The sequence below is a fragment of the Paenibacillus sanguinis 2301083 = DSM 16941 genome, assembly GCF_000374825.1.
GTDB lineage: Bacteria > Bacillota > Bacilli > Paenibacillales > Paenibacillaceae > Fontibacillus > Fontibacillus sanguinis.
This window is the reverse complement of sequence record NZ_KB895376.1, coordinates 523431-549375: the sequence shown is the minus strand read 5'-3', so window position 1 is coordinate 549375 and position 25945 is coordinate 523431. Positions and strand designations below refer to the sequence as shown.

The following is a 25945-nucleotide window of genomic DNA, read 5'->3' as shown; positions in this document are numbered from 1 at the left end:
AAAAAGCCAATTTAATCAGGAGGGTATGCATGTACAATCATCGTAAGCTGAATTTGACCGTGATTCTTTTTCTAGCCTTGGCCTTATTACTGAGTGCATGTGGAGGAAATGCCGGAACAAATGCTTCAACCAATCAGACAAACTCAGGGGCGAACTCAGCCGCAAATAGTGGGAATGAGGAAGCCAAGACAGATGAAGGCACCAAGCCATCAGGAACGCTTAAGGTCCAGTTGATCGGAGACTTTGTCCTCGAAGATAAGACCGATCCGGTGTCGGGTAAAACATCCCGGGGCGTGAAGGTGCTTAAAGAGGAATTCGAGCGGCTTTACCCGGGAACCACGGTGGAATTCGTGCTGATGGGCTGGGATAATTACAACGAGAAGACACAAACGATGCTCCAATCCGGGGCTGCCGACGTGTATCAGGTTCCAGGGATTACATCGTTTACTGAGCAAGGGTTGCTAGAGCCATTGCAGCCTTACATTGACAAGGATCAATTCGATTTGGGCGTATATCTTGATGGTCAGGTGGAAGGCTGGAAAACGATGGGGCCAAACGACCAAGAACCGCAAATTTATGGGTTGCCCTTCATTGGTGATGCGCGCTTGATCGTCTACGATAGCCAGCTATTTGAAGATTGGGGCGTAGAACCATTGTCGGAATCGCCAACCATTGAGGAGATTGTAGAGAAGGCAGCCGCCATGACCGGTAAAAATCCGAAGACCGGAGAGATGAACTACGGAATCACCTATAAAGGTGGGGACGCGGCAGACACTGTAATGAACATCAACGAGTCTTTGGGCGGCAAATGGGGAGAAGGCTTCCTGTGGAAGGACATGAAGCTGGAATTTGATAGCGAGACCATGATTCGATCTGTTGAATTGTTGAAAGAAGCGACCAAATACGCCCCTGAGGGGGTTATGGCAGGACAAGGTGCGGAGAACTTCCTGCGCGAGAATAACAATGTGGCCATAAACCTGCGCATTGTGCCAGGATTCATCAACGACATCGCTACCTTTGGTCTTGAAGATCGCTATAAGGCGGCCTTGCTGTTCAAAAATCCGAACACAGGAACAGGCGGCATGTTTGCAGGCAGCCCCTTCTCGATTGGAGCCTCGGCCAAAAACAAGGAATTGGCTTGGGAATGGCTGAAATTCAGCAGCAGCGAATTCTTCCAGCAATACATGTGGACCGATCAGCGTTCACAAAGCATGCCGGTGGTCAAAGCGGCCAGAGAGTGGGACAGCGTGAAGGAGATTCCGCAGATGGAGATCATCCTTAAGCAAATGAGTCAGCTCTGGACTCCGCGTTATCCGTACCGTTCGGGGCAACCTCGTTATATTCTCTCCGAAAATGTGGAGCGTGTCTTGCTGGGTGAACTCTCCGCAGCGGATGCGATGAAGAGAGCCCAAGAGGAAGCCACAGCGTGGCTGGCTCAGCAGAACTGACACACTACAGCCCCTGGCTATCGCCGGGGGCCTTTTCTATATTGGCCCATAAAATGTAAGACATAAATTCTGGATAAGGAGGGATATTAACATTAAAAAGGAAGGTGACCCGCACATGGAGATATCTCATACAAATGCAAACTATAAAGCAGGTGACCTCGTGTATGTGATTTACCGCAACCCCCATACACAAGACGTAGCGAATGTACAGCAAGCAGCGGTCGTACATGATCCTGAAAATCCAGGTGCATTGGCTATTTTCCTGTATGAAACGTATTATCCATTAACTGAAGAGATGGCGATATATAACAACGAATCGGAAGCTAATGAGGCTTATAACTACTATTTTGGCGATGCTGTGGAGGGGAGCTTTCAATGAATGCCCCTTTTATGCCACGCCTCGTTTATTTTGAGCCAGCCGCCTTAGAGTATCCTTTAGGAGTAAGCCTGCATGAGAAATTCCAAAAAATGAACCTGGACATTAGATATACCACGTCCCACAATCAGGTACGGAATCTTCCCGGTGACAGTGACCTGCAAAAATATCGGGTCGCTAAATCCACGTTGGTTGTGGGGGTACGTAAAACGTTGAAATTTGATACCTCCAAACCTTCCGCAGAATATGCGATTCCTTTTGCAACGGGCTGCATGGGACATTGTCATTATTGCTACTTGCAGACGACCATGGGAAGCAAACCTTATATTCGCACCTATGTCAATGTGGAAGAGATATTAATGGCGGCAGATAAATATATGGAGGAACGGATACCTGAATTTACGAGGTTTGAAGCGGCGTGTACTTCAGATATCGTTGGTATTGATCATTTAACGCATACATTGAAAAGAGCGATTGAGCATTTTGGACAATCCGAGTATGGCAAGCTTCGCTTTGTCACTAAGTTCCATCATGTTGATCATTTGCTCGATGCCAATCATAACGGGAAAACCAGATTTCGCTTTAGTGTAAATGCGGATTATGTCATCAAGAACTTTGAACCAGGGACGTCCCCTTTGGCGAAGCGCATTGAAGCTGCCGGTAAAGTGGCGCGTGCGGGCTATCCACTTGGCTTTATTGTAGCGCCTATTTATTTGCATGAGGGCTGGAAGGAAGGATATTATCATATGTTCGAGCGGCTGGATCAGGAGCTGGATGAAGGGGTAAGAGACGATATTACCTTTGAATTTATTCAGCATCGCTTCACGAAGCCCGCCAAACGTGTCATTGAGAAGAATTACCCGATGACCAAGCTGGAACTGGATGAAGAGAAACGCAGATACAAGTGGGGCAGATACGGGATTGGCAAATATATTTATCAGAAGGATGAAGAAGCGGAATTAAGGGAGCATCTTCATGGGTGCATGAACAAGTTCTTCCCTCAGGCGAAGCTGGAATATTTTACATGAAAAAAATGACAGCCCCAGGATGTGGGTCTGCGGAGTGGCCCATATGATCAGAAGCTGTCTAGACTAAACCTTGGTCGATTATAGATTTTGCTAATTCTTTTTCATCAAATTTAATACAAGCAATAGAATAATTAAGGTTGCATTTAATTGTTCTATAAACTCCGATTCATCCCTGTATCCCATTGTGATGGCCAGATATCCGAAAGCACCTAGAAGCAGGAGGCAGTAGATCATAACCTTATTAGGATCATAATTATTGTTCATCAGATCTCCTAAATATCCCTTTGATAGTTACAGATTTAACCTTTGTAAAGTACGTTCCCCCCTTATAATAAACTATCTCTTTTAAAATAGCATCCTCAGTAACTTTTTTCTCTTTTCCATCATCGGATTAATGGTAGCTTGAGCGTCACTTCGCCACCTCCTGTTATCGCAGAGTTAGCGATATGCAGTTCGCCACCGTGCAGGCTGATGATCGAACTGGCGATGGATAAGCCCATGCCATAATGGCCCTTGGACTGGCGGGAGGCATCCTCCATGAAGAAGGGCTCGGCAGCTCGTCCAAGCGCTGCAGCTGAGAAGCCTGGGCCTTCATCTGTAATGCGCAGCCGCAAGGCTTTCTGATCCAGCTCCACGTCCAGAATGACCTTGCCGTTCTCGGGCGAGTGCTCCACCGCATTGGTCAGCGTGTTAAGCAAGGCCCTCTCCAATAGCATAGCGTCGGCATGGAGCGTATCTGGAAGGTCCCCTGCCCGGACCTCATAAGTAAAAGGCTCTACTCCGGCCAGAGCATGCATCTGGATTTCAATTCGGTTGAGAAATTCATGAAGATTGAAGCTTGCAGGGTGAAAGGAGACAGCATTGTCTGCCTTGGCCATCTCAATGAGGGTCTTGATATAATTTTCGATCTGCCGGGCCCCGCTGGCGATATATGTAGTGTAGTCTTGCTGCTCCTCCGTTTGAACAGTCTCCGATAGAAGATCTGCGTTCCCCCGGATAATTGTCAGCGGAGTCTTGACATCATGCGCTAACGCGGATATTTGAGCCCTGCGTCCCCGCTCCAACTGCCACTGCTGCTCCAGGGAGCTCTTCAATGCCGTCTTCATCTGCTCCATAGACTGGAGAACCTGATCCATCTCAAGGATTCCGCTATGCTGCACAGTAAAATCCAGATTTTGCTCACGAATGTGGGCAGCCGCTTCCTCGACTGCCTTTAAATGTCGCACCAATCTACGTCCAAAGGAGGAAGAAAGAAGGGCAGCTCCCACCAGGAAGAGGGTGCAAAACAGGATGGGAAGGCACCATTCCGGGCTGGGCAGCAGCGTGCGGGCAACCTTGTTGCTAAATTGGGCCATGATGGCATAGCGGAAAATGTAAGTCTCCGATCCTTGTGTTATTTTCACATAGGTATGGGGGAAGCGATAGGCTTTCTGCTGGTGCTTAAGCAACTCCCAGGCCTGATTAGCCTGCTTGGGAGATAAGGTGTGATCTGCGAGCTGCCCGTTTGATGAATATCGGGCATACAAGTACAAGACGGGAGATGAGGTTTCTTGCAGTTTCAGCCCGGCCTGGATGCCGGAAATAGCATCCTGTACCTGCTTCTCGGCGTGATTAGCTGGAAGGATGGTCCCGGTGTATAATAGCCCGGAGAAGAGTGCCACCAGCAGGAGCAGCAGCCCGATCGTACCTGCGCAGAAGACAGCCAAATATTTCAGAAACAAGGTACGCAGCCTGATGGATTTAGATTGAGATTCGTTCACTGTATTCATCTCCATCGATATCCAATCCCCCAAACAGTCTCCACTGGAGCCGTAGTCTCAACCTGACTCAGCTTGCTCCGAATATTCTTGATATGCTCTACAATCGTAGAAGCCTCGCTCTCTCCCTCGAAGCCAAACACGGCTTCATAGATTTGATCCTTAGAGAACACCTGACCGCGGTTCAAAGCTAAAAATTCGCAGATGGCATACTCGCTCTTCGTAAGCGGAATCCGCTTGCCCTGCACCTTCATCTCTTTACCGGACAAATTGAAGTATACCTCTCCCGCACAGTATACATTCCGGCGTTCCCGGTGTTCACGGCGCAGGTGGGCTTGAATGCGAGCCCGGAGCTCCCCTGCCCCGAAGGGCTTGATGATATAATCGTCTGCGCCCGCACCAAGGCCTGCCATCACATCCTGCTCCATGGCCTTGGCGGTGAGGAACAGGAGTGGGCAATCTACCTTGCTCCGAATCTGGCGGCAAAGGGTAATCCCGTCGAGGCCCGGCATCATGACATCCAGCATGATAAGGTCGAACACTCCCCATTGCAGATCTGCCGCCTCAGCAGGGTCGGAGAGGGTGGTTACAAGATGTCCGTCCTTCTCAAGAATATGGCGAATCAGGGTCAAGACGGCAACCTCATCATCAACAGCCAATATATGAGCCAACTACCATCACATCCTTCAATAAATACAGCCTATTCCAGCGATTGGGTACCTTCCCAGCGCCGGAACCAGCCTCCTAACAATATCATGATCCCCCCTGTTCCACTTATACAGGACAATACCCCTTGCCGACAAAGCAATTGGTCTAAAAGCTCCCCGGCATTGGCCTCTCTGTATTGCATCCAACTCGTCACAAATCGGGCAGGCCAAGCAAACGGCAGGTAGATCCAGATCAGATCTCCCAGACCTGTGAGCAGTAAGGCAGCTAATAAGCTCCCGACCACGCCCAAGCCGATGGAGGCAGCCTTGCCAAAGCGCAAGCTTACGAGCAGGTGCAGCCCATACAAAAAGCAACAGCTTCCGAAAAGAATTAAAGCCGCTTGAATATAGAAAAGCATGGTATAAGGAGATTGTTCCAGCAGATAGATATAACCGATTCCGAATCCTGTAGCGGCTAGCAGGATGCTACTTCCCCCCAATAATAGCAGAATACTTAGCTTGCCAACTAGAGGAATCAGACGGCTGGGCAAGGTAAGCAACTGCTGACAGCTCCCGGCGGCAGACTCTTGATCAGCCGCCATGGCGCAAGCAATGCCAATCATCAGCGGAAGAGCGACAGCCAGCACTTGCAGATACGCTTCGACTTTTGACTCCGGGGAGAAAGGCGTATAAGTGTAATAACCTAGAAAAATAACGATGGCCGCTAGTGGAGATAGCAGGTGCACCAGCAGCAAGGGGTGTCTTTTTAACTTGAGACCCTCCGCCTTAAGAGTTCGCCAGTACATCTTCATTTATCTGGCCTCCCTGTTACGGAAAGCCAGCATCGTGATGGCTGACAACAATACGAACCACACCAGTGCCACCAGTACGCCTGGCAACATTACGCTTCTATCGAGCAGCGTGTCTCCCGATGGGACTGGCAGTCCGTTAGGAAGTACGCCAATAGCTGCACACATCAGCCGGGCAGGGATGGCATAAGGAACGATCCACCATAGTGGAGTTGTGGCAAGCAGCACGGCACAAGCTCCATTTCCCAGGATGTTGAGAATCAGCGTGGCGAACATGCCAATTCGGTCAGCAAGGTACAAGCAAAGCGGGACTTGCCACAGGAAGCTGAGGAAGAGCAGCAGGCTGGCGACAGCACTGTCGGTCAAGCTCAGCAAGGCAGGGAATATCCACCCGCTTAAGCTAACATAGACGAACAGGAGAAATGAAGAAGCTAGCAGCAGTAGGGCGGCAACGCCAATTTTGCCTAGCCAGATGGTTGAGGGATGAATGGGTAGGCCAAGAATAGCGTGATATTTCAGCTTCTTGCAGTCCTTCTGAATAACCCCTGTGCAGAGCAAAGTCAGCGTTCCGGGTAGCAGCAAGGTGTACCACCAGTTGTAGGTGGCAGTTTGTAAATATTGTCCGGCCATGAGTGCGGCACATAACAGCAGGGTGAGCAGAGGAGCCAGCCAGACCAACTTCAGGGTAAAGGTTCGTTTAACCTTCAGGAGCTCAGCTTGAATGCAGGTCATCATATTATTGCCCCCCCTGATGGTATTTGCGGGCGATGTCCATAAACAAGCTTTCGAGATCTATGTCGGGATTAATCGCATTCTGGTAGGCTAATACGCCTCCGGCCAGAATACCGATATGATCTGCCGTGTGTTCTACCTCGGAGAGTAGATGACTGGATAGAATAACCGTAATTCCTTGCTTGGGAAAGGAACGAATCAGCTCCCGCAGCTCTTGAATGCCGATGGGATCAAGGCCATTTGTTGGCTCGTCGAGAATAAGCAGGCTGGGTTGATGAAGGAGCGCCAGGGCAATGCCAAGCCGCTGCTTCATACCCATGGAAAATTGCCCGGCTCGTTTATTCCCCGTACGAGCCAATCCGACGGTATCTAGCGCCTCTGCGATGCGGAGCTTTGGTAGCCCTAGCAGCATAGTACGAACCTGCAGATTCTCCCGGGCGGTCAGGTTCTCGTATAAAGGGGGCGATTCAATCAGAGCGCCTATCTTTCGGAGGTCCTTGCGTGACCAAGGATTTCCTCGGAATAATACTGTTCCGGAGCTAGGCCGGAGCATCCCGGCGAGCATTTTCAGTATGGTTGACTTCCCTGCCCCATTGGGCCCTAACAAGCCATACACAGAATTCTGGCGAATGGCCAGTGAGACGTTATTTACCGCCGATTGCCGGTGATAGGTTTTGCACAAGTCACGGGTTTGCAAGATCAGATCATTCACGAGGCTTCATCCTTTTCTTCATTTGTGCTGCTACTATACTACCCAAATCTAAGGATTTGATAAGGAACGTAGAAGGAAGTGGATTGTAAGAAGCGGAATGGGGGAAAGGGAGACGGTTTAGCATCTTCCCTTGAAGCTCTGATTTGACCAAATTGGGGAATCAATTCTATGAAAGCGGATGTAATTTGTTAGCGGAGACTGGAAGGGGCACAGCCGCGGAGTTGGCGGAACGCCCGATTGAAGGTGCGTACATTAGTAAAGCCGCATTCCAAAGCAATATCAAGCATGGTCTGATCTGAGGTGCGAATCAGTTCCTCTGCCCTGTCTACCCGGATGCTATTGAGATAAGAAGGCAGGCTCATGCCTGTGGTGCTTTTAAAGGTACGCGAAAAATGATAGACACTCATATGTGCCTGGCGAGCCGCCTCCTCAAGCGTGATAGGCCGGGACCAATGCTTCTCCAGGTAGTCAAGCGCCTCGCGCATGGCTTGGCGGCTTCCGCTGAATCGATGGCCCTGTAGAGAAGTCAGTGGCTCGCTGGGAACATGACGAAGAATCAGCCCATTGAGCTGGTAGAGCAGGCCAAGCATGATATTTTGGTAATGGGCAGATTTGTCCCGTTCTTCTTGATGCATTTGGTGCATCAGCTCCGCGGCCTGATTGGCAAGCCAGCCGCCGTTGGTGTCGGGGTGTCCCGCATTGCCAACATAAGGAGAGAGCAGACGAAGATGGTCAGGCCATCCACCGGGAGCTCCGATTGTTTTTGGATTAAAAATGACCAGAAGCATAGCTGATTCCTGCCCTGAGCTATCGTAATAATGGATATCTCCACTGCTGCATATCGCCAGATCTCCGGCTTGCAGCAGCCAGCTTTCGGAATTAATACCTACGCGCACTCTCCCCGTTGTAATATAAATCAGTTCCACATCCTGATGCCAGTGAGCCAGGAAAGAAAAGTCATGCAATTGCATGGTACTGATAGGCAGACCGCCTTCATAATAGCGTTGCTCATGATAAGCTTTCAATTTTGCTGCCCCCTGCCTCAAATTTAAAATCATGGAACGGGTATATGAGCGGTTGATCACTAGACTTCTAAACACAAAATAGCAAAAATTGTCCGATAGGGCAACGGATTTGACGAGCTTTTCCGGGCTGTGCGGCTTACAATTTGAGTGAGCAGATGGAAAGTTGCTGCAAATACCGTGCGGGAAGGAGAACATGAGCATATGGCTAGAAAGGCTTTAATTGTACAAGGCGGCTGGGACGGGCACGAGCCTGTTCAGGTATCAGAGATATTTGCGGATTTACTAAAGAAGGAAGACTTCGAGGTAGAGATTTCGGACACGCTGGATCGTTTTGCCGATGAGGAAAACTTGAAGAGTCACGATCTGCTGGTGCCGATTTGGACGATGGGCGAGATCAAGGACGAGCAGCTCCGCCCTGTGCTGCAGGCGGTCCAGTCCGGCGTAGGAATTGCTGGCTGTCACGGAGGCATGTGTGATTCCTTCCGCAATTCAGTTGAATGGCAATTTATGACCGGATCACAATGGGTGGCTCATCCGTTTAATGATGGTGTCGAATACGAGGTGAACATGGTGATGAGCAGCTCCAGTCCGCTGATTGAGGGGATTCAGGATTTCAAGGTCAAATCGGAGCAATATTATCTTCATGTAGACCCTTGTGTCAATGTACTGGCGACAACCACCTTTGCGCTAAGTGAGGGGCCTCATTCTGCAAACGGTATCATTACGATGCCCGTAGTATACACGAAGAAGTGGGGGCAAGGCCGGGTGTTTTATAATTCACTGGGTCATCATGCCGATATTTTTGACATTCCAGAAGCGCTGGAGCTGATGCGCCGCGGTTTCTTGTGGGCCGCCAAGGCGTAGGGACCATTTGCTAATTCATATGATTTGGACGGAATCTTAGCCAACTTGTTCAAAAATTAAGCTAAAGGCGGGATCACTTTTGGATAAAATCAAGGTTGGTATCGTGGGCTGCGGTAATATCAGCGGCATTTATCTGGAGAATCTGACGAAAATGTTTGCGAATACAGAGGTCTATGCTTGTGCGGACATCATCCGTGAACGTGCAGAGCAGGCAGCGGAGACTCATGGTATTCCGCATGTATGGACAACAGAGCAGCTATTGTCCGCCCCGGAAATCCAGATCGTTGTCAACTTGACGACACCTGTCAACCATTATGAAATTTGCAAAGCGGCTCTAATGAATGACAAGCATGTTTATGTAGAGAAGCCCTTGTCCCTGGAGCTGGAGCATGGTCTGGAGCTAAGCAGACTGGCGCAGGAGAAGGGGCTTATGCTTGGCTGTGCGCCGGATACCTTTTTGGGAGCCGGGCTGCAAACCTGCCGCAAGCTGATCGACGACGGCTTTATTGGCGATCCGATTGCCGCTACAGCCTTTATGCTGTGCCACGGACATGAGGGCTGGCATCCTGATCCGGAGTTTTACTATCAACAGGGCGGCGGCCCGATGTTTGATATGGGGCCCTATTATTTAACTGCGTTGGTATCTTTATTAGGTCCCGTAAAGACGGTCTGTGGGATCGCCAAGAAGACCTTTCAGCACCGAACGATTACGAGCACTCCTAAATTTGGTCAGCAAATAGAGGTGCAGGTGCCTACGCATGTGGCGGGGACCATGGAGTTTGTTTCGGGGCCTGTAGCGACAATGGTGACCAGCTTTGACATCTGGGACAGCACGCTGCCGCGAATAGAGATTTACGGCTCGCGGGGCACGCTGATGGTTCCTGATCCGAATACCTTTGGCGGGCCCATTTTATTCAAGCCGGCAGGCGGAGAAGGCTTTGCCGAAATTCCGTTGCTGCACAGCCATGCCATGAACAGCCGGGGCATGGGCGTGGCGGATATGGCTGCTTGCATCATCAGCGGGCAGAAACAGCGGGCGAGTGGCGAACTGGCGAATCATGTTCTGGAGATTATGCATGCTTTTCATACCAGCTCGGAGTCGAGGCAATACGCGGAGCTAACCACATGCTGTGAGCGTCCAAGACCGCTTGCACCGGGGCTGTTACAAGGTATATTGGATTAACCGCTGAATGGATATTTCTTCTAATTTGTAAATGAAGTTTGTATAATGAAAGTAGCTTGTTTACCGAGGGGAGAGCTGTACGCGATGTCAATGTCATTGCCGAGGAAAAGTCCGAAGGAGCTGGGAATATCAGCAAGTAAAGTCCTGGATTTTATCAATTATTTGGAAGCGCATTCAATAGAGATGCATAGCTTGATGTTGCTGCGCCATGGTCATGTCGCTGCTGAGGGTTGGTGGAATCCTTATGAGCCGGAACTGCCTCATATGCTATTTTCGCTCAGTAAAAGCTTCACCTCCACAGCAATAGGCCTGGCTGTACAGGAGGGGAAATTAAGTGTAGATGATCCTGTCATCTCATTCTTCCCTAATGAACTGCCTGCTGAGGTGTCGAAGAATTTATCTGCTATGCGCATCAAGCATTTGCTAATGATGGGGACGGGGCATGCCTTTGACACAACAAGTGATATGCATCAAGCCCCGGACGGCAATTGGGCCAGAGCTTTTCTGGCTTTGCCAGTAGAGCACGAACCGGGAACGCATTTTCTTTACAACACAGGGGCCACCTATATGCTCTCGGCTATTTTACAAAAAGTGACGGGACAGACGCTGCTGCAATTTTTACAGCCTCGTTTGTTTGAGCCATTGGGGATTAGCAACCCTTCATGGGAGAGCTGTCCGCAAGGCATTAATACAGGCGGCTATGGTCTGAAAATCCGGACAGAGGATATTGCCAAGTTCGGCCAGCTATATTTGCAGAAGGGGATGTGGCAGGGCCAGCGTTTGGTGAATGAAGACTGGATTGCCGAGGCCACGGCCAAGCAGATTGCAAATGGAGACGGCGGAGAGAGTGATTGGGCGCAAGGGTATGGCTACCAGTTCTGGCGGTGTCGACATGGATTGTACCGGGGGGACGGAGCCTTCGGACAATTTTGCATCGTGATGGAGGAATGGGATGCTGTACTCGCTATGACCGGAGGAACCAATGACCTTCAAGGAGTTATGAATGGAGCGTGGGAGCATCTGATTGCTGCATTTAAGAGTAGCAGTGATGTAGACAAAGAGACTGAGGCTGGTGAGTTGGATGAGCTGCTGCAGGACAGACTGAACCAGCTGCAGCTGGAACCTCCCTGCTTGCAGCAGGAGCCACAGTTACAGTGGGAGAGGGATGCTAATAAGAGCGATTATCAGCTTGAGTCCAACCCATTGATGCTGGAGACGATTCAGATCGAGTTCCTAGCGAATACAGCTATACTTCAGATTCGGGCGGCAGGTACGGACCATCGAATCGAGTTGGGCAGGCAGCGCTGGGTCCATGACAGAACCTCTCTGTTTGGCGGGGAGGAGCGAATCGTGGGTTCATTCACCTGGAATGAGCAGGGTCAGCTGCTGTTGACCATTCAGCGGATTGAGGCGCCGTTCTGCATCACGATAACTCTGGAATATAAAGGGGTTGACAATGAGCTAGAGCTTCAGATTAGCTGGAATGCTTCTTTCGAGCAAGCTGCACCTCCAGCTGTACGGGGAAGACGCCTTTAAAAAAACGCAAGGTATACGATGCTGCATTCTTCACTTGCGATGCTTCCTGAGAGCTTCGCTAAAAGTCCTCCCGGGAAGCTTGAGGTTTCCCGGCCGGACAGTCAAGCCTTACGGCTCGCGGCTCTCTAAACTAAATAAAATACCAAAGGACCTTCCTACTCCTGGTGTATTGGCAGCTTCTGCTTCCGGTACATTAGAGAGATATGGAAGGTCCTTTTTTGTATTCTGCTCCCAGGTTACAGCTTAACCCAGGCCATCAAGCCATCCGGCTGATCGGGATTGATGCCGTGGCGCTCGGCACTGGAGAGCGCGGCGATTTGCGGGATGAAGATGAACGGAATCCCGCGAACGGCGGCATCCAGCGGCTGGTCGGTCGTGATGGCCAGATCAACGAGGTCATGCGGCAGCACGTCTGCTCTGTCGGCAAAGGCAATGACCGTGGCTCCCCGATCCTTGAGATGTTGCATCAGGTTCCGTTGATGACCGGCATCGCTGTCCGACAAAGCGGCAATCACAAGCGTGTCCCGCCCGATCGTCACCATCGGCCCATGGCGGACATCGAGAAGATGGTAGGCATGGGCTTGTGTTTTGGCGATTTCGGTCAGCGCGATAGCACCTTCCGCTGCCAGCCCTTGAAGCTCCCCATCCGCCAACACAACGGCATTATTCCAGGCAAAATTCGAGGTGCGGCGAATTCCTTCCTCTATGCGGGCCATATAGGCTTCACCTTGCTGAATGGCTGTTTGCAGGTCGGTAATCAAGGCCTCATCACCAGCCAGAAAGGCAGCGAGCAGCAGGTTAACGGCATAGAGATTGGTGACCGTACGGGTCTGGCAAACGCTATGGTCGAAGGCCCATGGCAGCTCCAGAGCACAATCGGCTGCTTGGGAGAGGGGAGAATGCTCGACACAAGAGATGGCCAGCACCGGAATTTGTTCGATCGCCTGAACCTGGCGAAGGGCTTCTACTACCTCGCTAGTGCTGCCAGACCGTGACGGGGCAATGAGCAGGGTGCCGTCAAGCAGGGGACGATAGCGCGTGGCATGGAGCATCAGGTCGCCAGCAGCCAGAGCTATGGCAGGCATCCCGGTGCGCAAGCGAACAGAAAATGCCGCTGCTTCACTCAAGCAATAGCTGGAGCCACAGCCGACAAAGGTTACGCTCTTAACCTTTTGGGACTGGATAAAGGCAGTTAATTCCGCACGCCGAGACAGCATATAATCGTAGGTTTGCTGCAAAGCCTGGTATTGGCTCTTGATTTCACTATAGGTCAAACTCATTACAGATACCTCCCGTATATAAAATGGATGACGCTTTATGTCAATTTTATAATTGTTTCACTCAAAAAATCAATAAAAAATATAATTTTAATCAATTTATAAGAGCAAAGATGACATAATTATAGATTAATTTTTACAAAATGATTGAAATAGTCAAGAAAAAAGATTATTATAATCACGAATACAAAATAAATCTAAATACATGAGAGGAGGAATCAGGATGCCACTTATCTCGTCCACGGAAATGCTGCAAGCCGCCCGCAGGGAGAAGTATGCTGTCGCCGCCTTCAATGTACATACCCTGGAGATGCTCCAGGCGGTTGTAGAAGCGGCTGTAGAGACAGCCTCTCCGTTGATCATTCAAACGACGGTAGGCACCGTCAAGCATCTGGGACCGGATTACATTGCCCATGCGGCAAAAACGGCGGCAGATCGCACGGATTTACCGATGGCGCTGCATCTGGATCACTGCACGGACTTTGCGACTATCGTTCAATGCATTCGTGCGGGTTATACCTCGGTTATGATCGATGCTTCCATGTATCCCTTTGAAGAGAATGTGGAGCGGACCCGTAAAGTCATGGAGGTTGCCACAGCTTCCGGGGTCAATGTAGAAGCAGAGCTGGGAAAGGTTGGCGGGGTTGAGGACAACATTGTGGTGGAAGATAGGCATGCCTCGTTGGCCGATCCCGACGAATGTGTGCAATTCGTGGCACAGACTGGTGTACTCACGCTTGCTCCGGCTATTGGAACAGCACATGGTATCTACAAGGGAAGTCCCGATATTGATTTTGCCCGGATTGCCCGAATCGCTGAGTTGATTGATGTTCCTTTAGTACTGCACGGCGGCTCTGGTGTTCCGGCCGAGCAGATTGATCAAGCGGTAGCGTTGGGCATGTCGAAGGTGAATATCGCTACCGAGCTGCGCATTGCATTTTCTAATGCGATCAAGGGCGTATTTATGGAGCATCCCGAAGAGAATGACCCCCGTAAATATATGGTCCCGGCCAAGGAAGCGGTCAAACAGCTGGCTATCGAGAAAATGAGGCTTTGTGGAAGTGTCGGCAAGGCTGGCGTAGCGCATTGATGGCGATGGCTGTATTGCAATCTATCCTGGCATCCTCCACAATAGAGCTAACACGGCTGGGCTTGTCCGCCCAGACCTATTCAGAGGTTGTTTAAAGGAGAGAGTCATGCCATATTCAAAGGGTGAATTGCGTAGAGCGAAAACGCTCGAATTGATTAAATCCCATGGTAAAATTTCGTTGCAGGAAATCATCGAGGTGATCGGTTGCTCAGAGGCTACAGCCAGACGCGACCTTGATGTGCTGGAGAAGGCCGGAGGAATTATTCGGACGACAGGCGGAGCCATCTATGAAGGGGCCCTGATGCCTTCAGCCGCAGAGCTGCCCTTTGCCGCCAAGCGAGACTTCAAACGGCTGGATAAGGAGCGAATTGCCCAAGCGGCGGCGGCGCTTGTTCAGGAAGGAGATATTATTTGCCTGACCGGGGGAACAACGACATTTTTTATCGCCAAGGCGTTGAAGCAGCACCGGAATATTACGGTGGTTACGAATGCTGTGAACATTGCCTTTGAGCTTGCTGATGCGGAGGGCATTCAGGTGGTGGTCATTGGCGGCGTGATGCGTGCCAAGAGCTATGAACTGAGTGGTCCCTTAGCCGAAAACGTGATCGACAAGATCAATGTGACCAAGATGTTTTTGGGGGTAGACGGGGTGTCGTTGAACCACGGCTTTACGATGCATTCCGAGCTGGAAGCCCATATTGCCCAATTGATGATGGAACGTTCAAGTAGTGTCTATGCTGTATTCGATCAGAGCAAGCTGGAGAAAAGCGCTTTATTTACGATTACTCCCTTGAATCAAGTAACGGGTGTAATTATGAATGAACCGCCGGAGGGATGGTTTGAGCAAGCGTGCCGGGAGCAGCAGATCGCCATACATACACCCCTAGACCACACGGCTTCCGTATAAAATACGCCTGATATCCTCAAGCAACCTCCCCTTCAGATGCTGACTAATATGCGGAAGATAAGGGGATGTGCGAATGCGGTTATTCAAATGGATGTTCATACTTGCGGTGATTTGCGTAGTATTCGTCGCGTCAGGCTGTACAGGCTCCTCGGCTACCAGCGGCGATACGTCAGCAACTCCGCAAGGCCAAGATAAGGTGAAGCTGGTCTTCTGGAGTCACCAGGAAGATGCGATTGTAAACGCATACAAAAAACTTGTTGCTGAATTTCAAACCCAATACCCCGATATCACCATCGAGTATCAGACCTTTCCCTATGATGTATACAATCCGAAGCTGAAGGCGTCCTTCTCCGCGGAGACACCGCCGGATATCGCCGAGATGTTCGGAACCTGGGTACCCGCTTATTCCAAAAATGATTTGCTCGTCGAAATCCCTGATAGCGAGCATGTGCAACAGGAGTATTATGACGCTCCTATAGGGGCGTATTTACGTGATGGCAAGCTATATGGCTTGCCGCTGGAATACAACATCGAGAACGGCGGCATGCTGATTCATCCGCAAATGCTGAAGGAGCAGGGACTGGACCAGCCCCCGTCCACTTGGTCAGAACTGGTCGAATACGCTAAGAAGCTGACTGTGCGTCAAGGGAATGCCTTGCAGATTAAAGGCTTCGACTTCGTCTCCTCCGACAATATTACCTTTACCTTCCTATCCTTGATTCTGCAGCAGAACGCCAGCTTTTGGGGTGATAATGAGCATGTCAACTTCCAAACGCCAGAGGCAGAAAAGGCCATGTCTGAGCTTGTCTCTCTGATCGCCGAGCATAAGGTTGCCGACCTGACGACCTTTGGCGGCGAGCTTGACACCTCCGACTACTTCTTCCGCGGCAACTCGGCGATGACCTACCGTGGTCCGTGGACGATTTCCGCGGGCTTGAACAACTACAAGGTCAACGACTTTGAGTATGTGCCTGTCCCTTCGTTTACGGAGAACCCGCCTTACTTCGCGGCTGAATCCGGCTGGGGTCTGACCGTGGCGAAGCGAAGCAACCAACAGGAGGCGGCGCTGAAGTTCATCCAATTTGTTTCACAGAAGGAGAACCTTGCCGGCTGGAATACAGACACTTTTACGGTTCCCGCCAAGAAAGAGATTGCCGAAGACCCCGAATTCCTGGACAGCAATCCATATATGAAAACACCGATAGAGGCCCTATCATTAGGTCAATGGATTGGCCCTGTGGCGGATCGCGACTATTTCTTCAAGCAGGTCAATGACCATTTTCAGTTAATGGTTGCCGGGCAAATGAGTGTGAAGGAAGGTTTGACGAAGATCGAGCAGGCCATTAACGATAACCAGGACCAACATAAGCGATAGGGGTGTTCGGGCATGAGAGTTGCTGTAACGGCCAACAAGGCCAAGCTGAAGCCGATGGGGAGAGCAGCGGGTCTTCGGGCCAAACGGAGGTTCATTCTGATCTCGCTGATCCCGATCCTGCTGTTGTTTGGTGTTTTTGCTTTCCTGCCCATAGCTTGGAGTTTGGGTTTATCTGTCTTCCAGTATGATCCGCTTGGCTCCAAGGCCATTTTCGTGGGGGCAGAGAATTATATTCGCATGGCCACCGATGCCGTGTTTTTAAAATCGTTGTGGATTACGTTCAAGTTTGTGGCTATAACGGTTCTGGCCAATATCGTGATTACATTATGTATCGCTTATGCCATCCAGCGAGTTAGAATTGCTTGGCTCAAGAGCTTGTTCCGTACCCTGTTCTTCTTGCCCACGATTGCGCCGCTGGCGGGAACGGCTATCGTATGGAGCACGATGTTTAATTACAACAACGGTTTGTTTAATCTCATCCTGATGAAGCTGCACCTGACTCCAATTCAGTGGCTGGCCGATCCCCAGTATGCCCTTTATTCCGTCATTATGATGACCTTGTGGGCGGATATCGGCTATAACATTGTACTGTTCATCGCCGGACTGGATTCGATCCCGGACATGTACTATGAAGCTGCGTTACTGGAAGGGGCCGGGAGGTGGCGCATCATTTTTCAAATTACCCTGCCCTTGCTGCGTAGAACCTTGCTATTCGTATCGATAACGACCGTGGTTTCTTATTTTCAAGCGTTTCCGCAATTTCAGATTATGACCAAGGGGGAGCCCTTCAACGAAACGCGGGTACTGGCGCTGCACATTTACGACCAGGCCTTTGCCAGCTCCAATATGGGTTATGCTTCCGCCATGGCTACTGTATTTCTCATGGTTATCCTGCTCGTCACGCTGGGGCAATTAAGAGGGGGACGGGCCGAGTGGGAGCATTAAGAGGAGGTAGAACTGATGCTGCATCGACGTAGCGCTTGGGACGGAGTGATTATATTTGTATTGGCTGTTGCGGCTGCGATGATGCTGGTGCCGTATGCCTGGATGGTCCTGTCCTCTCTGAAGAGCAATATGGAAATCGTAGCGGGGACGGGCGGGATGATTCCCCGGCAGCCCAGTCTGGAAGGGTATCGGACGGTGTTCCGGGATGCTCCCTTTGTGACATGGCTATTCAACAGCCTGGGGACCTCCATTGTGATTACGGCAGCAACCCTGTTCACGAGTGCACTCGCTGGATATATTTTCGCTAAACATCAATTCAGGGGCAAAAGGCTGCTGTTTATTCTCATCCTGGCGACGATGATGATTCCGTTCCAGGTAATTATGATTCCGACCTATCTCATTACAGCCGAGCTTGGACTAATTAACAATCTGATGGCCATTGTGCTGCCTTGTCTGGTGAGTTCCTATGGCGTGTTCCTTGCCAAGCAATTCATTGAGGAAATCCCGCAGGAGCTGCTGGAGGCGGGCAGGATGGATGGGGCTGGAGAGTTCAAGCTGATGCTGCGTATCGTAACACCGCTTATTTTGCCCATGCTGTCGGCTTTAGGCATCTTCACGTTCATGAATTCCTGGAACAATTATCTATGGCCTTTGATTGTCCTAAATGATGAGAGCAAGATGACGGTTCCGCTGGCTCTCGTCTATTTCAATGGCACACATATGGTTAATTACAACGTGGTCATGTCAGCGGCGGTATTGATTACTTTGCCGGTAATCGTGGTATTCCTGATCTTCCAAAAGCAGTTCATCAAAGGCCTGACCATGACAGGCATGAAATAGGAGTGTGGAGAAGAGCTATGACGAAAATTTCTATTATCGGGGCAGGCAGTGCTTTCACTAGAGATATTGCGATGGATATATTGATGATTGACGGCTTGGACGGGGGGACGATTGCTCTGGTTGATCTCGATGAGCGGCGGCTGGAGCTGGCCCGTAGACTCGTACTCCAGATCGTGGAGTTGACAGGGAAATCGTGGCGGGTGATCGCTTCTACCGACCGCCGGGAGGTCATTGGAGAATCTCGTTTTGTCATTAACCAGATCGAGGTCGGGGGTCTGGAAACGGTTCGCTATGAATATGAAATTCCGTTAAAGTACGGAGTCAACCAATGTATTGGAGATACTTTAGGCCCGGGTGGCTTGTTTAAAACGCTGCGGACGCTTCCCAGCTGGATCGAAATTGTCCGCGATATCGAAGAGTTATGTCCGGATGCAATGATTTTGAATTATACGAATCCGATGTCCGCCGTTACGTTATTAACCTCTCGCATCACCGAGCTGCCGGTGGTAGGACTATGCCATTCCATTCAGAATACGTCGGCGCAACTGGCGAATTATGCCGGGATTCCTTATGAGGAGCTTCACTGGAGAGCCGGGGGGATCAACCATATGTCCTGGTTTGTGGAGCTGAGCCATAAGGGACAGGATTTATATCCGATTTTGCTGGATAAAATCAAAGACCCCGAACTGCTGCGGCAGGATCCGGTCCGCTTTGATGCCATGAAATATCTGGGGGCCTTTGTATCGGAATCGAGTGGACACTTCTCTGAGTATATTCCCTATTATCGGAAGCGTCAGTCGTTAATTGATGCGCATTGCAGTACAGGTTATAATGGAGCAACAGGTTTTTATGCCAATAATTGGCCAATTTGGCGTAAAGAGAATGATGAAGAGATCGTTCGTCAGCTTGAGGGGACTTTGCCGCTGGAACTGCAATCCAGCCAGGAATATGCGGCAGTTATTATCGAGGGCGTTCTTAAGGATGAACCGAAGGTAATCTATGGGAATGTCCCTAACCAGGGATTGATCGAGAACCTGGCGCCAGATGGCGTAGTAGAAGTGGCTTGTCTGATCGATGCCAAGGGCATTCAGCCTACCCGGTTTGGCAAGCTGCCGGAGCATTTGGCTGCATTGTGCCGGTCAAATATGGCCTTTTTTGATCTGGCGGTTGAAGCAGTAAGGCAAGGCGATAAGGAGATGGCTCGCCATGCGCTGATGGTAGACCCGCTGACGGCAGCGGTTTGCTCTCTGGAGGAGATTGGTCAGATGTTTGAAGAGTTATATGAAGCGGAGCAAGGTATTGCTCCGGTGCTGAGATGATGGGGAGCCAGAGCCGAGAAGTCATGGACTCCAGGCCAATGGTCGTTGTCGCTGGAGAGTTAAACGTGGACATCATCGTGTCGGGTGCTGATGTGATGCCGGAATGGAACCGGGAGAAGCTGGTGGACGGCTTTGAGGTTGTGCTTGGTTCTTCCTCGGCAATTACAGCCTGTGCCCTGGCAAGTCTAGGCGCAGATGTGCGATTTGTCAGCGTAGTGGGAGAGGACGACTTCGGGCGGTTTTGTACCGATGAGTTGCAGCGCATGGGGGTGAATACCGAGCATGTGACCCGGCTGCCGGGCATCAAGACCGGGGTGACGCTGTCCTTCTCAACCCCGGTGGACCGGGGCCTGCTAACCTATGCAGGCAGTATTCCGCTGCTGAAGCCGGAGCTGATTCCCAAGAAGCTGCTTGGCAAGGCGCGACATCTTCATTTCGGGTCCTATTATTTGCAGGATGGCATGAGGAATCATTGGGCGGAATTGTTCAGGAGGCTGCGTCTAGACGGAACGAGCACGTCCTTTGATACGGGGTGGGATGTGGCTAACCAGTGGGATCGCGAAGGGATTAGCGCTCTCTTGGCTGAAACGGATTTGTTCATTCCAAGCGAGGATGAGCTGCTGCGCATTTTCCCGGCAGAGCGGGTTGCCGAGGTGCTGGAGTCGGGGCTTCCCCCGGTAGCCGGGCTGGTAGCCGTCAAGCAAGGCGCTCGCGGAGCATCGCTGCGTGAGTTGGATGGCAGTGTGAGCCGGGCCGAACCCTATCAGGTAGCTCCTGTTGATACGACAGGAGCAGGCGATTGCTTCAATGCAGGTATCATTTACGGTTATCTGCTAGGTTATCGTGGCGGTAAGCTAATACGATTTGCCAATGCTTGCGGGGCGGTATCGACGCTAGGAATTGGTGGTACGGGAAGCTTGCCGACGGTAGAGGCTGTCAGGAAGCTGCAGGCGGTAGTCAAAGCATGAATTTGCCTGCCAGTGCATGAAGTGTGAAGGTGAAGGGCAATTAGTTGCAACTTGCTTACAGATGGTGCTACAGATAGAGCTTGCAGATAGTTAGGGAGCCATCAGAATGCCGGAAAAGGCGTGCATGCATTTTTACGTACAAGAACCCTTACAGACCAAGGGCTCTCTTCTAGTTGATAAGTATGGACAACCAGCTTTCTCAACAGTCTGAATGATGCTGACAAATCGCTCCATTAACAGGAAATCCTCCATATAAAACTGAGGATAAAATGAAATTATTAAGCATTATAGGGAATTCCTCCATATAAAATGACCTGTATCACCGAATACGGCCCTCAAGTGCGAATTTATAGGGAGATTTTCCAGCAAAATACCTAAATTCAGCTTATTTCCGCAAATTAGCAGGAGGATTTCAGACTGTTGAGAAAGGGCGTAACGTACCATTTCTATGGAGAAGAATCCTTATAGGCTAAGGGCTCTTCTATGCGAGATGTACGGAAAACCATCTTTCTCAACAATCTGAGGATTTCCCGATGCTCGTTTGCATAAGAGGAGCAGCATGATATTTAGAAATCATTTGCTATAGTTGAAGCTAAGGAGCTGACAATAATGATGAAATTAAAGCTATGGTCCATCGTCATACTGAGTTTGATTCTGGGATTCGTTCTTGTAAGCACCTCGGTACAGTTGCCAAACGTATCGGCCGCCGGGGATGAATATTATGTGGCAACAAACGGCAATGATTCCAACCCGGGCACCAGCACTGCACCGTGGAAGACTTTGCAGCATGCGGCTGACGTGGTGCCGGCAGGGAGTACGGTTTATGTCCGGGGTGGCGTGTATAATCAGAAATTAAAAATTACCCGTTCAGGCTCTGCGGCTCAAGGTCCTATCGTATTCACTAATTATGGAACAGAACAGCCGATCCTTGACGGTACCGGACTAACGGTTAGCGGCTCCCAAGGACTGGTGGAGCTGGAGGACGTGAGCTATGTCACCGTTCAGGGCTTTGAAATTCGCAACTTCACCACAACATCCCGAAATGCCGTGCCCATGGGCATCTATGTGCATGGGGCAGGCGGGTTTATTACGCTGGCCGATAATAAAATCCATGATATCAAAAACACAGCTACTCCAACGGGCAGCGACTTGCTTGGCCGGGACGCCCATGGGATTGCTGTATATGGAACCAAGGCACCTGCTTCGCTGCATGATCTGGTGATTAGTGGCAATGAATTGTACAATCTCGTGTTGGGCTCCAGCGAGTCGATGGTGCTTAACGGAAATGTCGATGGTTTTGAGGTCCTTAATAACCTGGTGCATGACAATGACAATATCGGGATTGACTTGATTGGCTTTGAAGGGACGGCGCCCAATTCGGCTTATGACCAGGCGCGTAACGGCCTCGTGAAGGGGAATCAGGTGTACAATATTACTTCCAACTATAATCCATCGTATGGCAAGATGCTTCCGAACAACAGCAACGGGGCTGACGGCATTTACGTGGATGGAGGCAAGGATAGCATCATCGAGCAGAACTACAGCTATAACAACGATATCGGTATCGAAATCGCCTCGGAGCATGCAGGCAGATCGACCAGCAATATTACGATACGCAGCAACGTAGTTTATAACAACCGGCTGACCGGGATTGCCATGGGAGGTTATGATGATGAACGTGGCTCTACGGTCAATTGCAAAATTGTAAACAACACCGTATATAAGAACGATACTATAGGCGATGGCAGTGGACAGCTTTATGTTCAGTTTGATACAAGAAACAACATGATTAAGAACAATATCTTTGTGGCCAGCGATTCGGATGTGCTGATTTACAATGAATATACTGAAAACTCTGGCAATGTGGTGGATTATAATCTGTATTTCACTTCCGGAGGCAGCAGTGAAGCCAGCTTCACTTGGAAGGATGAATACTATTGGGGATTTGCCAACTATCAGGCAGGCTCGGGCAATGACGCCCATTCCCTGTTCATGGATCCCAGGTTTGTGAATGCTGCTGCAGGCGACTTCCATCTCCAGTCCTCTTCGCCTGCCATTGATGCCGGTGACACCGATCCTGCTATTATAGGCGCAGAGGATATCGATGGAGACCCTCGAGTGCAAGGAGCCGCCGTAAACATCGGCGCTGATGAGTAAATACTCGGTTACTCTGCGACATAGCAATAGTAGCTAAAAAGACCCTAGGGCCATGCGGCTTTCCAGCCGCAGGCCCTAAATTTATTTTATCCAGCATTAGGATTCCTTTATGTTTTGTAATGAAAAGTTGAAGCATACGTACTAACTAATGAATTACTTGGCCAGGTAATATCTTGGCGAAAGGAGAGTCCTAAGTGATGCAGGAGCATATGGTGGTTCATCCTTTTATACAGAAGGAGACTCAGGATGGGCCAGCAGCATGGATAGCGACGGGCGGAATGGCTGCTATTTTTGAAAAGTACTATAAACGGATTTTCAACTATGTGGCCTACCGTGTTCCGGGTATTCATACTGCTGAGGACTTGACCAGTGCCATATTTGAAAAGATCATAAACAAGCTGGACACCTATTCGGAAGCGAAGGCCCCCTTTGAAGTATGGCTCTTCGCTATCGCCAGAAATATGGTGAATGATCACTATAGACAACAAAAAAGAAAACAGTTCTTCTCATTGGAAATGGTAAGGGAATTGGTGTCGAGCAAAAGAGACCCGGAGAACCTGCTGCTAAGAGAAGAGCAAAACGATCAGCTCATGCGCGCGTTGCGTCAATTGGATGCCCGGGAACGAAATATCATTGCATTGAAATACGGGGCGAATCTTCGCAACACCGATATTGCACAAATTACCGGGCAAAGTGAGAGCAACATAGGCGTCATTTGCTACCGTGCTATGAAAAAACTCAAGTCAGAGCTTGGGAGTGTGGATCAGTTATGAAAAAGCAGGAGTATTCTGCCCGGCCTGCGGCTCAGAAGCATGTAGGCGCTTCGGAATCTGTCCCAACGTATTTGGATCAGAGCATGGCAGCGTTGGACAAACGACTGTCCCATACGGATTTCAGTCAATATTCTGATCGGCAAGCCGTATGGTCGGCGGTGAAGGCATCACAACAGAAACAGGAGGGGAAAAGGATGAATAAGAAAATCCGGAGACGCACCGCTATTGCATTGAGCACTAGTTTAGCCGTTGGCCTGTTGAGCATTATCATTGCGCAGCCTTCTGCTGCACAAAGTGTGATGAATAAGGTGCTGGCGACGTTCAACCTTGGTCATATCCAGGTATATCAAGTAGAGACGCCGAAGGCGGATTCATGGTCAACTGAGTCACCTGGTGGTGAATCCGGAAGCATGGCAAGTGAAGACCCGAATGTCATGGTAAGCAGAGAGGACGCTGAGACTGCTTCGGAGGATACGTTGAACCTGACGAATTTCTCGGAAGTATCCAGATATGCCGAATTTCCTGTAAAGCTCCCGCAGTATTTGCCGGAAGGCTACTTATTTGATCGGGCAGAACTATATCGGGATGAAAATCAACAGGTGAGTGGAAAATATGTCAGCCTTTACTTTACAAACAAGGAGACAGGCGGGCAAATCTTCCTGCAGCAACGATTACCGGATGATGAGACTGCATTTGCAGCCAGTGTGGATGGCGAGGTTCAGGAGTTGAGCATCAACGGCAACAAGGCTGTAACGGTAGTAGGCAGAAGCATTGATTGGGAGAACTCAGAAGCTTTATATAGTCTCCTTAGTAGGGCTCTCGATCAAAGTGAGCTTGTTCGTATTGCGGAATCCATCCAGCCTTAGAGCGGATAATCAGAGCCAGACCGCTATACTGAGGCCTGGCTCTTTCAACTTTCAAAATAAAATTATTCGCAAGGTATTCCCTATATCCAAGAGAGATGTTATGATACAAAATAAGATAACAACTCCAAAGGGGAGTAGCTGTACAGTAAAGTCGTCATTACGGGATGTGAATCCTCGGCTTTATTGGCAACATTACGTTGTTAGCGAGACCTTTGCCATGACGGCAGAGGTCTCTTTTGTTAAGGTCTCTGCCGGAAATAGGCAGGGGCCTTTTTGGTTATAACGGCTCATGGGGGAGGCCAGGTTATCCAAGTCTGCGGGCTAGCTGGAGGTGGGAGAACAGCCGGAAGAAGCAAGAGAGAAAGGCTGAAGAAGGTTGAAGTAGCTGTAATCAACACTAGAAAGATAGGGGAGTGGTAAAATGGATTTATCAATTTTCATGGAATATGCTTGGGTACTCATTGTACTCGTTGTGCTGGAGGGACTGCTGGCTGCTGACAATGCGTTGGTACTGGCAATTATGGTCAAGCATTTGCCGGACGAAGAGCGGAAGAAGGCATTGTTTTATGGTCTGGCCGGCGCCTTTATATTCCGATTGCTATCCTTGTTCATTATTTCGTTCCTGGTGAATGTGTGGCAGGTGCAAGCCATTGGCGCGCTATATTTATTCTTCATCTCACTCAATCACATTATTCGCAAAGTCTTCTTGAAGAAGTTGGAGCCTGAGCAGGAAAATGCAATGGGAGCCGGTTCGACCAAGAAGAAGGCGGGCTTCTGGATGACGGTGCTAAAGGTGGAATTAGCCGATATTGCCTTTGCTGTGGATTCTATTCTGGCTGCAGTAGCCTTGGCTGTAGTATTGCCTGATACGTCTTTGCCGAGCATCGGCGGGATGGATGGCGGACAGTTTCTGGTTGTCTTCCTCGGCGGATTTATCGGGATGATCATTATGCGCTTTGCGGCCAACCTTTTTGTAGGATTGTTAAAACGCAAGCCCGGTCTGGAGATTGCCGCGTTTATCATTGTAGGATGGGTAGGTGTCAAGCTGGCAGTTTATACGATGGCGCATCCAGCCCTGGCCATGATCCCCGAGAGCTTTGCAAAAAGCCCGGCATGGAAGCTGACCTTCTATATAGTGCTGATTGCAATTGCGGCGGCGGGCTGGTTTTTGTCCAAGGATAAGGATGAGAAGAAAACCACCTCTGGCGAGAAGCTTGAGGTTCCCCAGGCAGACAGCCAGGTATAACGTTGCTCTTTGGCTAGCCCCTGACCTATTGGCAGCTTGTGCTGCTGATAGGTCAAACAGGGCTG

24 protein-coding genes are annotated in these 25945 nt (G+C 50.0%); 17 read left to right on the top strand and 7 right to left on the bottom strand.

Going from position 1 to position 25945, the window contains the following annotated elements; genetic code table 11:
• The first annotated feature begins 29 nt into the window (after nt 1-29).
• The 3 genes from C557_RS0102580 to splB all read left to right on the top strand — a co-directional run bounded on the left by C557_RS0102580 (nt 30) and on the right by splB (nt 2852).
• Nucleotides 30-1448, top strand: a complete 1419-nt coding sequence (locus C557_RS0102580) for an extracellular solute-binding protein (RefSeq protein ID WP_018750260.1) — start codon at nt 30-32, stop codon at nt 1446-1448.
• A gap of 115 nt (nt 1449-1563) precedes the next feature.
• Nucleotides 1564-1827 (top strand): transcriptional regulator SplA domain-containing protein, encoded by a 264-nt coding sequence (locus C557_RS0102575; RefSeq protein ID WP_018750259.1) that lies wholly within the window; start codon nt 1564-1566, stop codon nt 1825-1827.
• Nucleotides 1824-2852 carry a spore photoproduct lyase gene (gene splB, locus C557_RS0102570; RefSeq protein ID WP_018750258.1) on the top strand — a complete coding sequence of 343 codons (1029 nt, stop codon included), beginning with the start codon at nt 1824-1826 and terminating at the stop codon, nt 2850-2852. Before C557_RS0102575 ends, splB begins: the two co-directional genes overlap by 4 nt.
• Before the next feature lie 383 nt (nt 2853-3235).
• Here the strand turns inward: splB and C557_RS0102560 are convergent, their stop codons facing one another.
• From C557_RS0102560 to C557_RS0102535, 6 genes are all read right to left on the bottom strand, one after another.
• Complete coding sequence (locus C557_RS0102560) at nt 3236-4627, bottom strand: HAMP domain-containing sensor histidine kinase (protein ID WP_018750256.1); 1392 nt, start codon at nt 4625-4627, stop codon at nt 3236-3238.
• The gene (locus tag C557_RS0102555) at nt 4618-5280 is read right to left on the bottom strand and encodes a response regulator transcription factor (RefSeq protein WP_018750255.1); all 663 of its coding nucleotides are present in this window, start codon (nt 5278-5280) and stop codon (nt 4618-4620) included. The genes C557_RS0102560 and C557_RS0102555 overlap by 10 nt, the downstream gene beginning before the upstream one ends.
• A 29-nt stretch (nt 5281-5309) precedes the next feature.
• Nucleotides 5310-6068, bottom strand: a complete 759-nt coding sequence (locus tag C557_RS0102550; RefSeq protein WP_018750254.1) for a lantibiotic immunity ABC transporter MutG family permease subunit — start codon at nt 6066-6068, stop codon at nt 5310-5312.
• Nucleotides 6069-6800 carry a lantibiotic immunity ABC transporter MutE/EpiE family permease subunit gene (locus C557_RS0102545; protein WP_018750253.1) on the bottom strand — a complete coding sequence of 244 codons (732 nt, stop codon included), beginning with the start codon at nt 6798-6800 and terminating at the stop codon, nt 6069-6071.
• Nucleotide 6801: 1 nt separating this feature from the next.
• A complete protein-coding gene (locus C557_RS0102540; protein WP_018750252.1) occupies nt 6802-7509 on the bottom strand; it encodes a lantibiotic protection ABC transporter ATP-binding protein in 708 nt (235 codons plus the stop codon).
• Nucleotides 7510-7697: 188 nt separating this feature from the next.
• Nucleotides 7698-8534 (bottom strand): AraC family transcriptional regulator, encoded by an 837-nt coding sequence (locus C557_RS0102535; RefSeq protein WP_018750251.1) that lies wholly within the window; start codon nt 8532-8534, stop codon nt 7698-7700.
• A 201-nt stretch (nt 8535-8735) separates the two neighbouring features.
• On the opposite strand from C557_RS0102535, the gene C557_RS0102530 reads away from it, so the two are divergent.
• The 3 genes from C557_RS0102530 to C557_RS0102520 all read left to right on the top strand — a co-directional run bounded on the left by C557_RS0102530 (nt 8736) and on the right by C557_RS0102520 (nt 12117).
• Nucleotides 8736-9398, top strand: coding sequence for a ThuA domain-containing protein (locus C557_RS0102530; protein WP_018750250.1), 663 nt, complete (start codon nt 8736-8738; stop codon nt 9396-9398).
• Between the two features lie 79 nt (nt 9399-9477).
• Entirely contained in the window at nt 9478-10581 is a 1104-nt protein-coding gene (locus tag C557_RS0102525) for a Gfo/Idh/MocA family protein (protein WP_018750249.1), read from the top strand.
• Between the two features lie 84 nt (nt 10582-10665).
• The gene (locus tag C557_RS0102520) at nt 10666-12117 is read left to right on the top strand and encodes a serine hydrolase domain-containing protein (protein ID WP_018750248.1); all 1452 of its coding nucleotides are present in this window, start codon (nt 10666-10668) and stop codon (nt 12115-12117) included.
• Between the two features lie 236 nt (nt 12118-12353).
• Here C557_RS0102520 and C557_RS0102515 read toward each other — a convergent pair whose 3' ends face one another.
• Entirely contained in the window at nt 12354-13397 is a 1044-nt protein-coding gene (locus tag C557_RS0102515) for an SIS domain-containing protein (RefSeq protein WP_018750247.1), read from the bottom strand.
• Between the two features lie 220 nt (nt 13398-13617).
• Here C557_RS0102515 and fba point away from each other — a divergent pair, with 220 nt between their 5' ends.
• The 11 genes from fba (at nt 13618) to C557_RS0102460 (ending at nt 25880) form a co-directional block, all read left to right on the top strand.
• Nucleotides 13618-14484: a class II fructose-1,6-bisphosphate aldolase gene (gene fba, locus C557_RS0102510; RefSeq protein ID WP_018750246.1), complete on the top strand. Its 867-nt coding sequence runs from the start codon at nt 13618-13620 to the stop codon at nt 14482-14484.
• A 106-nt stretch (nt 14485-14590) separates the two neighbouring features.
• Nucleotides 14591-15391 carry a DeoR/GlpR family DNA-binding transcription regulator gene (locus C557_RS0102505; RefSeq protein ID WP_018750245.1) on the top strand — a complete coding sequence of 267 codons (801 nt, stop codon included), beginning with the start codon at nt 14591-14593 and terminating at the stop codon, nt 15389-15391.
• Nucleotides 15392-15464: 73 nt separating this feature from the next.
• Nucleotides 15465-16766: an ABC transporter substrate-binding protein gene (locus C557_RS0102500; protein ID WP_018750244.1), complete on the top strand. Its 1302-nt coding sequence runs from the start codon at nt 15465-15467 to the stop codon at nt 16764-16766.
• Between the two features lie 12 nt (nt 16767-16778).
• A complete protein-coding gene (locus C557_RS0102495) occupies nt 16779-17711 on the top strand; it encodes a carbohydrate ABC transporter permease (protein ID WP_018750243.1) in 933 nt (310 codons plus the stop codon).
• Nucleotides 17712-17726: 15 nt separating this feature from the next.
• A complete protein-coding gene (locus C557_RS0102490) occupies nt 17727-18551 on the top strand; it encodes a carbohydrate ABC transporter permease (RefSeq protein ID WP_018750242.1) in 825 nt (274 codons plus the stop codon).
• 17 nt (nt 18552-18568) lie between these two features.
• The gene (locus C557_RS0102485) at nt 18569-19870 is read left to right on the top strand and encodes a family 4 glycosyl hydrolase (RefSeq protein ID WP_018750241.1); all 1302 of its coding nucleotides are present in this window, start codon (nt 18569-18571) and stop codon (nt 19868-19870) included.
• Nucleotides 19867-20838, top strand: coding sequence for a PfkB family carbohydrate kinase (locus C557_RS0102480; protein WP_026263258.1), 972 nt, complete (start codon nt 19867-19869; stop codon nt 20836-20838). Before C557_RS0102485 ends, C557_RS0102480 begins: the two co-directional genes overlap by 4 nt.
• A 609-nt stretch (nt 20839-21447) precedes the next feature.
• Complete coding sequence (locus C557_RS0102475; protein ID WP_018750239.1) at nt 21448-22995, top strand: choice-of-anchor Q domain-containing protein; 1548 nt, start codon at nt 21448-21450, stop codon at nt 22993-22995.
• Between the two features lie 197 nt (nt 22996-23192).
• A complete protein-coding gene (locus C557_RS0102470; protein ID WP_018750238.1) occupies nt 23193-23768 on the top strand; it encodes a sigma-70 family RNA polymerase sigma factor in 576 nt (191 codons plus the stop codon).
• Nucleotides 23765-24634: a DUF4367 domain-containing protein gene (locus tag C557_RS24005; protein WP_018750237.1), complete on the top strand. Its 870-nt coding sequence runs from the start codon at nt 23765-23767 to the stop codon at nt 24632-24634. Before C557_RS0102470 ends, C557_RS24005 begins: the two co-directional genes overlap by 4 nt.
• 421 nt (nt 24635-25055) lie before the next feature.
• Entirely contained in the window at nt 25056-25880 is an 825-nt protein-coding gene (locus C557_RS0102460; protein ID WP_018750236.1) for a TerC family protein, read from the top strand.
• Nucleotides 25881-25945: the final 65 nt, after the last annotated feature.

Coding starts and splice junctions, on each gene's coding strand:
- C557_RS0102580 (WP_018750260.1), top strand. CDS start 30: ATGTACAATCATCGTAAGCTGAATTTGACCGTGATTCTTTTTCTAGCC.
- C557_RS0102575 (WP_018750259.1), top strand. CDS start 1,564: ATGGAGATATCTCATACAAATGCAAACTATAAAGCAGGTGACCTCGTG.
- splB (WP_018750258.1), top strand. CDS start 1,824: ATGAATGCCCCTTTTATGCCACGCCTCGTTTATTTTGAGCCAGCCGCC.
- C557_RS0102560 (WP_018750256.1), bottom strand. CDS start 4,627: ATGGAGATGAATACAGTGAACGAATCTCAATCTAAATCCATCAGGCTG.
- C557_RS0102550 (WP_018750254.1), bottom strand. CDS start 6,068: ATGAAGATGTACTGGCGAACTCTTAAGGCGGAGGGTCTCAAGTTAAAA.
- C557_RS0102545 (WP_018750253.1), bottom strand. CDS start 6,800: ATGATGACCTGCATTCAAGCTGAGCTCCTGAAGGTTAAACGAACCTTT.
- C557_RS0102530 (WP_018750250.1), top strand. CDS start 8,736: ATGGCTAGAAAGGCTTTAATTGTACAAGGCGGCTGGGACGGGCACGAG.
- C557_RS0102520 (WP_018750248.1), top strand. CDS start 10,666: ATGTCAATGTCATTGCCGAGGAAAAGTCCGAAGGAGCTGGGAATATCA.
- C557_RS0102515 (WP_018750247.1), bottom strand. CDS start 13,397: ATGAGTTTGACCTATAGTGAAATCAAGAGCCAATACCAGGCTTTGCAG.
- fba (WP_018750246.1), top strand. CDS start 13,618: ATGCCACTTATCTCGTCCACGGAAATGCTGCAAGCCGCCCGCAGGGAG.
- C557_RS0102505 (WP_018750245.1), top strand. CDS start 14,591: ATGCCATATTCAAAGGGTGAATTGCGTAGAGCGAAAACGCTCGAATTG.
- C557_RS0102500 (WP_018750244.1), top strand. CDS start 15,465: ATGCGGTTATTCAAATGGATGTTCATACTTGCGGTGATTTGCGTAGTA.
- C557_RS0102495 (WP_018750243.1), top strand. CDS start 16,779: ATGAGAGTTGCTGTAACGGCCAACAAGGCCAAGCTGAAGCCGATGGGG.
- C557_RS0102490 (WP_018750242.1), top strand. CDS start 17,727: ATGCTGCATCGACGTAGCGCTTGGGACGGAGTGATTATATTTGTATTG.
- C557_RS0102485 (WP_018750241.1), top strand. CDS start 18,569: ATGACGAAAATTTCTATTATCGGGGCAGGCAGTGCTTTCACTAGAGAT.
- C557_RS0102480 (WP_026263258.1), top strand. CDS start 19,867: ATGATGGGGAGCCAGAGCCGAGAAGTCATGGACTCCAGGCCAATGGTC.
- C557_RS0102475 (WP_018750239.1), top strand. CDS start 21,448: ATGATGAAATTAAAGCTATGGTCCATCGTCATACTGAGTTTGATTCTG.
- C557_RS0102470 (WP_018750238.1), top strand. CDS start 23,193: ATGCAGGAGCATATGGTGGTTCATCCTTTTATACAGAAGGAGACTCAG.
- C557_RS24005 (WP_018750237.1), top strand. CDS start 23,765: ATGAAAAAGCAGGAGTATTCTGCCCGGCCTGCGGCTCAGAAGCATGTA.
- C557_RS0102460 (WP_018750236.1), top strand. CDS start 25,056: ATGGATTTATCAATTTTCATGGAATATGCTTGGGTACTCATTGTACTC.